This window comes from Paraburkholderia sp. 40 (assembly GCF_050434105.1).
Classification (GTDB): domain Bacteria; phylum Pseudomonadota; class Gammaproteobacteria; order Burkholderiales; family Burkholderiaceae; genus Paraburkholderia; species Paraburkholderia tuberum.
In genome coordinates this window covers 2,850,237-2,863,173 of the sequence record NZ_JBNPVY010000002.1, presented here as the reverse complement: position 1 = coordinate 2,863,173, position 12,937 = coordinate 2,850,237, and the positions used below count along the sequence as shown (strand labels likewise).

Sequence of the window (12,937 nt, the reverse complement as noted above, 5' to 3'; positions counted from 1 at the left end):
GTTACTCCCAAGGTAATGAAAACGTCTTCAGATTGGTAAAGCTCTTCATCGCTTCCTGAACGCCTTCCTTGTAGCCTAGCCCCGAATCCTTGATGCCGCCGAACGGCGTCAGCTCGATCCGATAGCCTGGCACTTCCCACACGTTGACGGTGCCCACGCGCAGCTCATTAATGAAACGCGTGATCGCGTCCTGCCGGTTCGTACACACGCCCGACGACAGCCCGAACGGTGTTCCGTTGCTGATGCGAATCGCATCGTCGAGCGTGTCGAACGCGATGACCGGCGACACCGGCCCGAAGGTTTCCTCGCGCACGAGCGTCATCGACGGATCGACGTTGTCGAGCACGGTCGGCGCATACAAGGCGCCGCGGCGCTCGTTGCCGAGGCGCAGGCGCGCGCCCGCGGCCACCGCCTCATTAACGCGCGCCTCGAACAGCTGCGCGGCGGCGGCGTCGATCACGGTGCCCATCTGATTCGACGCATCGAACGGATCGCCGAACGTCCACTCGCGCGTCTTTTCGACGACCAGCTCCGTGAATTCCGCCGCGACGCCGTGTTGCACGAGCATCCGCTTGACCGCCGTGCAGCGCTGCCCCGAGTTCTTGTACGAGCCTTGCACCGCAAGCGTCGCCGCGCGCTCGAGGTCCCGCATCGTCGAGCACGATCAGCGGGTCGTTGCCGCCCAGCTCGAGCACGACGCGTCTATATCCGACCTTCGTCGCAATGTATTTCCCGACTGCAACACCGCCCGTAAACGTAACGAGTTCGACCGACGCGTGCGTAACCAGCTCGTCGGCGATCTCGCGTGGATCGCCGGTCAGCACCTGCAGCATCGGCGCGGGCAGCCCCGCTTCATACAGCAGATCGGCCAGATAAAGCGCCGACAGCGACACCTTCTCCGACGGCTTCAGCACCACGCGATTATTCGTCGCGATGGCCGGCGCGACCTTGTGCGCGACCTGGTTCATCGGATGATTGAACGGCGTGATCGCGACGATCACGCCCGCGAGCGGCTCGCGCTGCGAGAACACGCGACGCCTGTTGCCATGCGGCGTCAGATCGCACGAGAAACTCTGACCGTCGTCGCGCAACGCCTCGAACGAGGCAAAGCGGAACACGTCGGCGACGCGGCCGATCTCGTAGCGCGAGTCCTGCTTCGACAGACCCGACTCGAGCGAAATCAGATCCGACGCCGGTTCGATCCGCTCACGCAGCAGCACCGCCGCGCGCTCGAGAATCTGCGAACGCTCGTAGCGCGACAGCGTCGGCCGATACGCGAGCGCGTAGTCGAACGCGGCGCGCACATCGTCGATGCTGGCGAGGGGCACCGTGCCGACGCGCGTGCCGGTATAAGGATCGAACACGTCGAGCGTCCGGGCGCGCGTCGCGCGCTCGCCGCTCAGCCGCAGCGCTTCGGCGCGGAACTCAGGATGGTCCCGCGGCGCCGTGTTCACGATGTCGACACGCGATTGAGCGCGACGTCGAAGATATCGAAATTGCGCAGCCGTTTGCCTTCGCTGCCGGTGGCTGATGGCTGGACGCGCCGGTTGAACAGCAGTGGCACTTCCTGCTCGGAAATCCCACCGTGCGAGCGCAACGGCACGGTGAGCCCGGACAGGTCGTGCTCGTCGCGCCGCGTGCCGAGCACCACATGCTTCGTGCCGATCACGACCAGATCGCCGATGCGATCCTCAGGCAGCCCGAAGCGCACACACGCGGCGCGTCGATCGAGCACGACTTCGATTCCCGGCAGGCGGCCGATCCGCGCAATCACGGACGCAGCATCGACCTCGCGCGGCAAATAGACCGTCGCGAACGAACCCAGCGCGCCATGATGCACGACGTACGGATCGGTGATCGGCAGAATCACGCGCGCCGTCGACGCGTCGAGCCAGTCGTCGAGCAAGTCCTGCAGATAGATCACGTTCGGCTCGCCGGTCTGCGGATCGTGCTTCGCGTTCATGCCGTGATCGGCGGTGAGGCCGATCACCCAGCCGAGCGCGTCGAGCTTCGCGAGATAGCCGTCCATCATCGCGTAGAACGCGTTCGCGCCTTCGGTGCCGGGCGCCCATTTGTGCTGGATATAGTCGGTCGTCGACAGATACATGAGGTCGAGCTTGCGTGTCTGCGCGAGCCGCACGCCGGCCGCGAACACGAATTCCGACAACCCCGCGCTATACACATCGGGTAATGGCAGGCCAACCAGATCGAGCACGTCGTCGATGCCGTTTTCCTCGCGCGTCACCTCGTCAGCTTTCTCCGCCGAAAAGCAGATGCCCTTCAACCGCGAGCCGAGCAGCCCGCGCAGTTTGTCCTTCGCGGTGACGACGGCGACCGCGGCGCCCGCGTCGGCGGCGGCCGCGAGCAGCGTGGGCGCGCGTAGGTAGGCGGGATCGTTCATCATCACCGCCGCGCCCGTGCCGTCGTTCGCGTGGGTGTCCCAGAAGTAGTTGCCGCAGATGCCGTGCACGGACGGCAATACGCCGGTCACGATCGACAGGTTGTTCGGGTTCGTGAACGACGGGATCACGCAGTCGCCGCGAAACGCCGCGCCGCCTTCGAGCATCGAACCGATAAACGGCGCGACGCCGGCCGCGACCGCCGCTTCCAGGTACGCAAACTCGCAGCCGTCGACACAGACGACGACCGTCGGTTGTGAAGGCAGCCGGTAGCTCCGGCCGTTGACTTCGATCGTGCGTTGCTCGGGGTGTGTCATCGCGTGGTTTTCCATTGCCGGGGTCGTCACTGCAAAGGCTTCATCGCCGGGCTGTCTGTTCGTGGGGCGAAGCTGCCGCGGCGTTTGCCGGTGCGCTTGCCTCGGCTTCATCGCCGCGCCGTCATCGCCCGCGCGAGCCGGCCGCACCCGCGCCTGCCGGGAGGCGCTGCTCGTGCGCCGCATCGCCCGCCGCCTCGCAGGCCGCATGCGCGCGCTGCAACCCGCCCTGCACATGCGCGCGCATCAACTGCGCGGCCTGCTCCGCATCGCGCGACGCGAGCGCTGTCAGAATCGCGCGATGCTCGGCGAGCGAGCGCGCCATCGCGTCGGCCTGCACGACTAGCGCCGCACGCCGAAACAGGCTCAGCTCGCTGACGAGCCTGCGATACGTGTCGTACAACTTCGTGTTGCCCGCCGCCGCGACCAGCGCATCGTGAAACGCGACGTTCGCGCGCGCATACGCATCGTGATCGTGCGACGCGAGCGCCGCGCGCATCGCGTCGACCCAGTCGCGCAGCACCGCGAGCTTGCCCGCATCGATGTTCGACGCGAGCATCCGGCACGCCCCCTCTTCGAGCACCGCGCGCACCGCGTAAATCTCGTCCGCCTCCGCGAGCGACACCGTCCGCACGAACACGCCGCGATTCTTCTCGGTGCGCACCAGACCCGCCTGCTCTAGCGCGCGAAACGCCTCCCGCACCGGCCCGCGCGACACCTGCAATCGCGCCGCCCAGTCGGCTTCGTTGAGCTTGTCGCCCGGCGCCAGCATGCCGCTGACGATATGCCGCTCGATCTCGTCGCGCACCAGCGTCGTCAGCGAATGGCGGCGCAGGACCTCGATCGGATCGAGGGAAGCAGAGTGCATATATTCGGTCATTTGGACAACTTTTGCCACATCTGCATCGATGCTCACCGGTTCGCGCGCGTGCTTCAGATCAACGAAATCGCTCGCCGATCACTCGGCTCAGTCGGCTCAGTCGATCCGGCGCCGCGGAGCGCGCGCCGCGATCAGCAGCAGAGCGACCAGCGAGACCAGCAGCAAAATCAGCGACAGCGCGGAAGCCGGCAGGTAATAGCCGCGTTCCACCTGCCCGACGACGACGATCGGCACCGTCGCGAAGCCTGGCGGATATACGGTCAGCGTCGCGCCGAGTTCGCCGAGCGACAGCGCAAAGCCGAGCGCGAGACTCGCGCGTATCGCCGGCACCAGTTGCGGCAACACGACGCGGCGCAGCACCATCGACGGCGGCGCTCCGAGGCTCGCGGCCGCTTCGCGCAACACGGTCAGCTCCGGGCGCAGCGCGGCGGCCGCGCAGCGGTAGCAGAACGGCAGTACCAGCGCGAGCTGCACGAACACCACGATCGCCGCCGAGCTCGACAGATCGAGCGGCCGTTTGTGATACGCGATCAGCACCGCGAGGCCGAGCACGACGCTCGGCACGCCGTTGGGCATCATCGCGATCGTGTCGATGACGGCGCCGAGGCCGCGCCGGTCGCGTCCTTCGAGCGCGAGCGCGAGCCACAAACCGAGGATCGTGCCGAGCACCGCGACGCCCATGCCGACTTCGAGGCTGGTGGTCAGCGCGTCGAAGTCGCTCGAACCGAGGCGCTCGAACCAGCGCATGCTGAAGCCGTCGGGCAGGATCGTGCCGGACCAGTGCGACGCGACGCTCGATAGCGCGACGACCAACACCGGCAGCACGAACAGCCAGAAGCACAGCAGCGCGGCAAAGCCGAGAAACAGACTGCCGAGCAGTCGCACCGCGAGGCTGCGCCGCACCGGCCGGCCCTTCTTGTGCATGACCGGCAGCACGGTCGGATCGAGTTCAACGGCCATGGCCGGCTCCTTTCACCTTGCGACGATTGACACGCCGGTACAACGCGTACAACGACAACGACATCAGCAGCATCACGACCGCGCCGGCGGCCGCGGTCGGCAGATCGAGATCGACGGTGGCGGCGCTGTAGATCGCGACCGGCAGCGTGATCAGATGGGCGCTGCCGAGCACCAGCAGAATGCCGAACTCGTTGAGCGTCAGCAGAAAACACAGGATCGTGCCGGCCGCGATGCCCGGCCACGCGAGCGGCAGGATCACCTTGAACGCGACCATCAGGCCGTTCGCGCCGAGGCTGCGCGCGGCTTCGATCAGTCGCTGGTCGAGCAGCGCGAACGATGCCAACGTCGGACGCACGACGAACGGCGTATAGAACACGACTTCCGCGAGAATCACGCCGCCGATGCCGAACAGAAAATCGAGCGGCGGCGCCTGCAGATTGAACAGCCGCTGCAGCCCGATGCTGACCGAGCCTTGCGAGCCGTACAGAAAGATCAGCGTGAACGCGACCAGAAACGACGGGAACGCGACGAACAGTTCGAGAAAGCGCGTGACCATGCGCGCGCCCGGAAACGGCTTGAAGAACAGCAGCGACGCGAGCGCCACGCCGAGCAGCGACGCCAGGCTCGCGCTCGCGAACAGGATGCCGAGCGTGGTGCCGATCACGCCGCGCGTTTCGGGGTTACCGAAGAACGTTACGTACGCGTGGCCAGACAGGCCATGCGCGCCGGTCAGACTCAGCATCACGAGCCGCACCAGCGGATAGATGACGAGCGGTCCGAGCACCACGACTGCAATGAACAGCAGATGCCATTGCGCGAGGCGCTCGCGCCGCTTGACGGCGGCCGCGTGCGCCGCCGCGCTCGCGAGACGGCGCGCGGCGGCGGCTTCGACCTCGGCTTGCGCGGCAACGTCGAGTGGGTTGGACGTATCAGGGCTTGATAACGACGACATCGCCAGCCTCGTAACGCAGGGAAACACGCGCGCCCTTCTCCGGCGTCATGCCGAGACCACGCTGCATCGTGACGAGCACGGGGTCGTTCGGCAGCGCATCGAGCACGACCGATACCGACAAGGCCGCGCCGTACCACTCGACCGACGCGATCGCGCCGTGCAACTGCCCCTCTCCGAGCGGCACGATGCGCAGCGCCTCCGGACGCAGACACGCGACACGTTCGCGCTCGTTGTAGCGCGCGTCGTCCATGCCGAACGCGACCTGCGGCGGCAGCAGATTGGCCGCGCCGAGGTAGCGCGCGACGAAGCCGTCGGCTGGCGAGTCGTACAGCTGCTGCGGCGTGCCGAGCTGCGCGATATGGCCATCGCGCATCAGCAGCGTGCGGTCGGACAGCACGAGCGCGTCGTCCTGATCGTGCGTCACGCAGACGATCGTCAGATTCGGCAGGCGTTCATGCAGCGCCTTCAGTTCGGAGCGCACCGACGCGCGCAGATTGGCATCGAGCGCGGACAGCGGTTCGTCGAGCAGCAGCACGTCGGGCTCGATCACGAGCGCGCGGGCGAGCGCCACGCGCTGCTGCATGCCGCCCGACAGTTGCGCGGGCATCACGTGACCGGCATCGCCGAGCTGCACGAGCTTCAGCACCTCGGCGACGCGGCGCGCGACGTCGCGCGCCGGAATACGCCGCGCGCGCAACCCGAACGCGACGTTCTCGAATACCGTCAGATGCGGAAACAGCGCGTAGCTCTGGAATAGCAGTCCGAGGTTGCGCTTGTGCGGCGGCATGTGCGTCAGATCGCGGCCGGCCACCGTCAGCGTGCCGGCCAGACCGTCGGCCTCGATGAAGCCCGCGATGAAGCGCAGCAAGGTCGTCTTTCCGCAGCCGCTGCGGCCGAGCACGGTGAGCAACTCGCCGCGCCGGATGGTCAACGACAGATCGTCGAGCACCGTGCGCGCGCCGAAGCGCACCGTCAGGTGATCGATCTGCACGCCGCCCGGCGCGTCCGAACGCGCGGCGCCGAGCGCATCCAGCGGAGCGCCAGGCGCAGTGGGGTGAGCGAGACTGGCCGTATTCACCGGAGTCGTCCTCCAACAGGATCAATGCTGATGCGGCGCCGCGCATTACGCGCGAAACGCCGCCTGAATCGACTTACTTCGGCTTGACCACTTCGGTCTCTTTGCCCGAGGAACCGATCACGTCGCTCTTCCAGCGCGCGGTCCAATCGGCCTTCTTCGCCATCACGTGGTTCCAGTCGACCGGAATCAGCTTGACGCCGCTGATCGCCTGCTTGACCGCTTCGCCGTTCTTGCCGGCGAGCGGCACGTCGCTGCGACCCGGAATGCCGAAGATGTCCGGCACCCTCGACTGCACTTGCGTCGACATCAGATAGTCGATCAGCTTCTTGCCCTCGGCCTGGTTCGGACCGTTCTTGATCAGCGCGATCGCGTACGGCAGCTGGAACGTGGTGGGCTGACCGCCGGGCGTGGCGGCGAGGAACACCGGTTTCAGCGACAGGCCGCCGTTGGCCGCGTCGTCGAGATCCATCTGCAGATCGCCGTTGGCGACCGCGATCTCGTTACGCGACAGCAGCACGTCGAGATAGCCCGTGCCCTTGGTGTGGAACTTGGCGCTCTGCTCGAGCTTCTTCAGATAGTCGAACGCCTGGTCTTCGCCCATCAGCGACGAGGTCAGGATGATCACCGCCATGCCGTCGCCGGCGGTCGCCGGATTCGAATACGCGACCTTCCCGGTGAAGTCCGGGTGCAGCAGGTCCGCGAACGTCTTCGGCTCGGTTTTCGTGACTTCGGGGTTGATCGCGAACGAGAAGTAGTTGTTCACGAAGGTCGCCCACGCGCCGTTCGGCGCCTTCGCGATGGCCGGCACGTTCTTGTAGTTGGCGCTCTGGTACGCCTGCAGCAGGCCGCTCTGGTCGGCCTGCTGAATGAACGGCGGCAGGGTGACGAGCACGTCGGCCTTCGGCTGATCCTTCTCGATGGTCGCGCGATTCACGACTTCGCCGCTACCCGCCGTGACGATATTGACCTTCACGCCCTCCTTCTTTTCGAAGGCCGGCAGCACATCCTTGTACAGATTTTCGAGGCCGTCGGCCGTGTACAGCACGACGGCGTCGGCCGCATGAGCCTGCATCGCGGCACCGCCGAACGCGGCCGCGGCGACCAGCGCCGGCAGCAGTTTGCGCGCAAGGCCGGCCGCAGCGTGAAGGGAATTCGTCTTTTTCATGTCGCTCTCTCCGAAAGGCTAAAAACCAGACGGTCGGGATAACCCATACCTGTAGTGATTGAACGGCGGCACGCGCCGCTGGCGTGTTGCCCGCTGCGGTTGCCGCGCCGGTCTGTCGTGGATTGCAGATTGCCGACAACTTTGCCGCTTCTCGCCCAGCCTGACTGACAGCCCCCTACCACACCCGCGCTGCCTGCCGCGCCTGAGCGGGCACGGCAAGAATCACAGGTTTCGATGACAGGGCCATGACGATTGTGCTGAATTCCAAAAAAAGACACAAATTGCCAACTTGGGCCAACCGATGGAATTCGTCGCGCCACCGAAAAGCAGAGCCCCGCACGCCGATCCCGTGTGGATCGTACATGGCGAAAATGACGATGTATGCACGCCGCGTCGGGAAAATGCGGAGGGGCGGGTGGCTTTTTTTATTTAGATTTTGGCGGGCGCGGAATGTCGCTCAGCGCGAGCGGCGTACGAACGCGGCGGGAACCGTCCCGCCAGCCCGTCTCAGGCGATCAGAATCTCCGGACCATGCGCGGTGATCGCCGTGCCAAGCGCGCGCTCGGGCGCCAGTTCGGTGACCAGATACCGCGCCGACTCGATCCCGTTGATGCGCACCGGCGTCACGCGTCCGAATTTCGAATGATCGGCGACGACGACCACCATGTCGGCCGCGGCGATCATGCGGCTGCGTACTTCGGCCGCCATGCGGCTGTAGTCGGTGAGATAGCCGTCCGGCGAAATTCCGCCCGCGCCAATGAACGCGAAATCGGCGTGGTACTGCGTGAGCTGCTGAACCGTGTCGAGGCCGAAGGTCGCGTCTTCGATATCGGACAGCTCGCCGCCGAGCAGCGTCACGCGATTGTCGTTGCGTCGGCCGAGCAGTAGCGCGATGCGCCAGTCGTTGGTGTAAACCGTCAGCCGATGCCGGTCGAGCAGCGCCCGCGCGACCGACTGCGTGGTGCTGCCCGAATCGATGATCAGCGACGCGCCGTCCGGCACGAACTCGGCCGCGCGCTCGCCGATCGCACGCTTCGCGCCGGCGTTCTCGGCTTCGCGCGTATCGAGATCGGGCTCGCGCCGATCGCTCGACAACGCGCCGCCGTGTGTCGTCACGAGCAGGCCGCGGCCGGCCAGCGCGTTGAGGTCGCGACGGATCGTTTCGCGCGATACGTTCAGTTCGCGCACCAGTTCGGCGACCGACAGCGCGCCGTTCTTTGCGACTTGCGCGAGGATGTATTGATGACGTTGTTCTGCGAGCATCTGAGAAGGCCGAAAGCCGGCACGCTTGGGTTTCGCCGTGGTTGAGGAAGGCCGCCGTATTGTATTACGCGTATTGCGCGTTGTTGGTGCTGGCTTGCAGGTAGCGCTCAGAGTGGCGTGGGGGCGCGTTCATGGCGCGCTCGGCTTGCATCGAGCCGCCCTTGCGCGCGAACACGCCAGCCATCGCGCCGACCTGCTAACCTTGACGGCTGGACTCGCCGGCCATGCGGCGAACGCAACGCCGCCGCCCGGCCGAGTCCCGCGCACAACGCCTCGCCCGTCAACCGAACCGCCGATGCCGCCACTGTTTCGCCGTCTACTGCTGCTGTTCCATGCGCTGCGTTACGGCGCGCGCCTGATCTGGCTCGCCGCCCCGCCCGACCACAAGCTGCACTGGATGATCGAACTGATCGGCCGCGTGCATGCGTCGGAGCGCAGCGGCGCGCAGTTGCATGGTCTGCTGCCGGCGCTCGGTCCGCTCGCGAGCCGCTTCGCGCAGACGCTCGCCAGGCGCCCCGAGCTCGCGAGCGGCACGCTGCATGACGCGCTGGACGCCATCGATCACATGGAAGTGCCGCTGTCGCCGGACGACTCCGCGCTGGCTTTGACTCGCGCGTTCGGCCGGCCGCTCGGCGAGCTGTTCAGCGCGGTCGACCTCGTGCCGGTACTCAGCGGCTTCGCCGAGCAGACCCATTTCGCGCGGCTCGCGATGCCGGTCAAAGGTCATCACGAAGTCGCCGTCAAGCTCGTGCGCGCGCAGCAGTTGCAGCAGATCGGCGATGAACTCGGCCTGTTGCGCTGGGTCGCGCGCTGGCTCGAAAAGCTGTCGCGCGTCGCGCGCCGGCTGCAGTTGCGCGCGCTCGCGCAAACCTTCACCGACGACATCCTGCGCCGCTTCGACTTGCGCGCCGAAGCCGCGAATCTGAGCCAGACCGGCCACCATTTCGACGGCGACAAGCGCATCGTCGTGCCAGACGTGATCTGGGAGCTGTGCACCGATCACACGCTGACGATGCAGCGCATCAACACGCTGCCCGCGAGCGACCTGCCCGGTCTGCACGCGCACGGCATCAAGCTGGCGCCGCTCGCCGCGCATATCGTCGAGGTCGTCGCCGAGCAGGCATTCGAGCATGGCTTCTTCCACGCGACGCTCGATGCGCGCCGCGTGCGCGTCAGCATCGAGCCGGACACGCTCGGGCGCCTCGTGCTCGCGGAGTTCTCGATCATGGCGACGCTGTCGAGCGGCGAGCGCGAATTTTTCGTGCACGGCGCGACCGCGTTGTTCGACCAGCACTACGGGCGGCTCGCCGACATGCATCGCGAGGCCGGCCACGTGCCGGACGACGCGCGCGCCGAGCTGCTCGAAGCCGAGTTGCGCACGCGCGCCGAAGCGCACTTCGCGGCGGCGCCCGAGGATCGCTCGGCGGGTTCGCTGTTTCACCATCTGCTGCACGGCGTGCAACCGTTCGGCGGCCACGTGCCGGGCGGGCTCGCGACCGCGCAGCGCTCGTTCCAGCAGGCGGAGATACTCGCGCGGGCGCTGCATCCGGGCATCGATACATGGAACATCGCGCGCGGCGTGCTCGCCGATATCGCGCGACGAGATCTCGATCATCGCGGCTGGCTCAAGCGACTGTCACACGAGCTGCCGCATCTCGCGCATATGCTGCCGCGCGTGCCGCAACTGGCGGTGCGCTATCTGCAGCAGCACGATCGCACCGGCACCCCGCAGCAGAACGCGCAACTGCTCGCGGATCTCGCGCGCGAATACCGGCGCACGCGCTGGCTGCTGTGGGCATGCGTCGTCTGTGGCGGCGTGCTCGGAGCGGGGATGACGCTGCTCGCGTGGTGACAGTCCCGCGCGCGCGTTGCAGCTTTGAACAAGACGCGCGCCGCCCGTGCCGCCAACATGGCGGCTTTTTTCACGCCTCCCGCCTCGATGCTCGCTTCCTTTCTTGCCGCCGTCTTCGTCGTGCTGTGGTCGACCGGTTTCGTGGTCGCCCGCGCGATTACGCCTTACGCCGATCCCAATCTGTTTCTGCTTGCCCGCTTCGGCGGCACCGCGCTGGTCTTCGCGCTGGCCACGCTGGTCGCGCGCGCAGCCTGGCCGACGGGACGCGACTTTGGCAAGCACCTGGCCGCGGGCGCGCTGCTGCAAGGCGTCTATCTCGGCGCCGGCTACTGGGCCGTCGCGCAAGGTCTGAGCGCCGGCGTGATGGCGCTGCTCGGCGCGCTGCAGCCGCTCGCGACGGCCGCCGTCGCCGCGCCGCTGTTCGGCGAGCGCTTGTCGCGGCGCGGCTGGAGCGGCATGGCGCTCGGCCTCGCCGGCGTCGTGCTGGTGCTCGCGCCGAAACTCGCTGCCGCGACGCCGTCCACGCACGGCAACGCACCCGCGTGGCTGGTCGTGCTGATATCGATCGTCGCGGTGGGGGCGATCACGGCGGGCACGCTGTTCCAGAAGACCTCGCTCGCAAAGGCCGATATTCGCAGCGCGAGCGCCGTGCAGAACGTCGGCGCGGCGATCGTCGCGGGGGTGCTGGCGCTGGCGCTCGGTGAGCATCGCTGGATCGCGTCGCCGACGCTGTGGGCATCGCTCGCGTGGGGCATCGTGATGCTGTCCGGCATCAGCGTCACGTTGCTCGTCTGGATGGTCCGGCGCGGCGATGCGGCGCGCGCAACTGCGCTGCTGTTTCTTGCGCCGCCGCTTGCCGCGCTCGAAGGCTATCTGGGGTTCGGCGAAACGCTGCTGCCAGTGCAGATCGCCGGGTTTGCGGTCGCGCTGACTGGCGTGTTGTTGGCGAGGTCGTGAGGGGCGCCGCGCGCCAGTATTGCCACAAAGCGCTCGTCAGTCGGCCGTATCCGCGCGCGCGGGCATTTTCGCTCGCGCAACCGCGCCCGGTGCTGGCGACCACGCCGGCCGACTCTTGCGCTGCGAATCGACCACGACGATAAAACGCCCCGCCCACGGCATGATCTGCCGGTCGCTTTTCAGCACCCACAGCGATTGGCCGGAATCGACGAGCTGCGCATATCCTGCGTCGAGAATCCCGTAGTGATCGAGAAACGTGTTCAGCGATGCGGGAATCCGCACGCAGCCCTTCGAATGACGAATGCCGAGCAGCGATTCGAGCCGCTCGGGGTCGGTCGCGTGCATCTGAAAACGCATCTGCGACATGCCGCCCTTGCCCCAGCCGCGTTCACCCTGCGCCCAGCCGAGGTCGAAGATGCGCATATCGCGCCGTCCGTAGCCGCGAATATGGTTTTCGTTCTGCGTGCCCTCGGAGCGGAAATCCATGTTGTCGGGCATATGTTCGAACACGCCGAGCGGCGTGATGAAGTGATCGTACTCGCCGGGCCGTCCCGTGGATACCGGCGATGCGCCGATCATCTGCCAGTTGTCGGCGGGCGCCGGGCGGAAGTAAATCAGGAGCGCCTGCACGTTCGCATTGCGATCGACGAGCACCACGTACTCGCCCGACAGATTGCCAAGCTCGTTCTCATTGAGCGCCGTCTCCAGACGGTCGGCGTACGCGCGCTGCTCCGCGACGGGCAGTCTGAGCCGGCGCGTCACGTCCCGCGCGAATACGTCGCGCAGCAGGAACGCGCGGCGCGGATCGACGACGCCAGCCGCGTCGGGCGCGGCGATGGTGGCGGCGTCGATCGTGGGCAACGGCCGGCTCGCGCCATTCCATGCGTTGGCCGGATTGGCCAGATTCACCGTATGCGCCGCTGATGTCGCGGATGCAGGCGACTGAGCGCTACCGGGCGCCGCCGCATGAACCGGCGCCGCCATCGCACCGGCACTCGAGACGACGGCTGCGCAAACCCACGCGCAAATCCTCAGGCGGTTCAATCCAGGCTGGCCAGGCCGATCTGGGTATCTCATCGCGTCTTGGAGCAAACATGATTATTATTGATCGCACGCC

The 12,937-nt window shown here is 66.8% G+C and carries 10 protein-coding genes and 1 pseudogene; 2 read left to right on the top strand and 9 right to left on the bottom strand.

The window, feature by feature from the left end; genetic code table 11:
• Position 1 precedes the first annotated feature (1 nt).
• The 8 genes and pseudogenes from phnY to OKW28_RS14550 all read right to left on the bottom strand — a co-directional run bounded on the left by phnY (position 2) and on the right by OKW28_RS14550 (position 9,011).
• Positions 2 to 1,454 (bottom strand): annotated as a pseudogene (gene phnY / locus OKW28_RS14585) (phosphonoacetaldehyde dehydrogenase).
• A complete protein-coding gene (gene phnA / locus OKW28_RS14580; protein WP_429446570.1) occupies positions 1,451 to 2,716 on the bottom strand; it encodes a phosphonoacetate hydrolase in 1,266 nt (421 codons plus the stop codon). Before phnA ends, phnY begins: the two are co-directional and overlap by 4 nt.
• Positions 2,717 to 2,837: 121 nt before the next feature.
• Positions 2,838 to 3,593 (bottom strand): phosphonate utilization associated transcriptional regulator, encoded by a 756-nt coding sequence (locus OKW28_RS14575; RefSeq protein ID WP_429446568.1) that lies wholly within the window; start codon positions 3,591 to 3,593, stop codon positions 2,838 to 2,840.
• A 96-nt stretch (positions 3,594 to 3,689) separates the two neighbouring features.
• The gene (phnV, locus tag OKW28_RS14570; protein ID WP_429446566.1) at positions 3,690 to 4,553 is read right to left on the bottom strand and encodes a 2-aminoethylphosphonate ABC transport system, membrane component PhnV; all 864 of its coding nucleotides are present in this window, start codon (positions 4,551 to 4,553) and stop codon (positions 3,690 to 3,692) included.
• The gene (locus tag OKW28_RS14565; RefSeq protein WP_429446564.1) at positions 4,543 to 5,505 is read right to left on the bottom strand and encodes a 2-aminoethylphosphonate ABC transporter permease subunit; all 963 of its coding nucleotides are present in this window, start codon (positions 5,503 to 5,505) and stop codon (positions 4,543 to 4,545) included. The genes phnV and OKW28_RS14565 overlap by 11 nt, the downstream gene beginning before the upstream one ends.
• The gene (phnT, locus tag OKW28_RS14560; protein WP_429446562.1) at positions 5,483 to 6,583 is read right to left on the bottom strand and encodes a 2-aminoethylphosphonate ABC transport system ATP-binding subunit PhnT; all 1,101 of its coding nucleotides are present in this window, start codon (positions 6,581 to 6,583) and stop codon (positions 5,483 to 5,485) included. The genes OKW28_RS14565 and phnT overlap by 23 nt, the downstream gene beginning before the upstream one ends.
• 73 nt (positions 6,584 to 6,656) lie before the next feature.
• The gene (gene phnS, locus OKW28_RS14555; protein ID WP_429446560.1) at positions 6,657 to 7,748 is read right to left on the bottom strand and encodes a 2-aminoethylphosphonate ABC transporter substrate-binding protein; all 1,092 of its coding nucleotides are present in this window, start codon (positions 7,746 to 7,748) and stop codon (positions 6,657 to 6,659) included.
• Positions 7,749 to 8,255: 507 nt separating this feature from the next.
• Positions 8,256 to 9,011, bottom strand: a complete 756-nt coding sequence (locus OKW28_RS14550) for a DeoR/GlpR family DNA-binding transcription regulator (protein WP_184068108.1) — start codon at positions 9,009 to 9,011, stop codon at positions 8,256 to 8,258.
• Between the two features lie 295 nt (positions 9,012 to 9,306).
• On the opposite strand from OKW28_RS14550, the gene OKW28_RS14545 reads away from it, so the two are divergent.
• On the top strand, positions 9,307 to 10,863 hold the full coding sequence (locus OKW28_RS14545) for an ABC1 kinase family protein (protein ID WP_429446559.1): 1,557 nt from the start codon (positions 9,307 to 9,309) through the stop codon (positions 10,861 to 10,863).
• Positions 10,864 to 10,950: 87 nt separating this feature from the next.
• Positions 10,951 to 11,820, top strand: coding sequence for a DMT family transporter (locus OKW28_RS14540; RefSeq protein WP_429446976.1), 870 nt, complete (start codon positions 10,951 to 10,953; stop codon positions 11,818 to 11,820).
• A gap of 36 nt (positions 11,821 to 11,856) precedes the next feature.
• Here OKW28_RS14540 and OKW28_RS14535 read toward each other — a convergent pair whose 3' ends face one another.
• Positions 11,857 to 12,804: a L,D-transpeptidase gene (locus OKW28_RS14535; RefSeq protein ID WP_429446557.1), complete on the bottom strand. Its 948-nt coding sequence runs from the start codon at positions 12,802 to 12,804 to the stop codon at positions 11,857 to 11,859.
• Between the last annotated feature and the right edge of the window lie 133 nt (positions 12,805 to 12,937).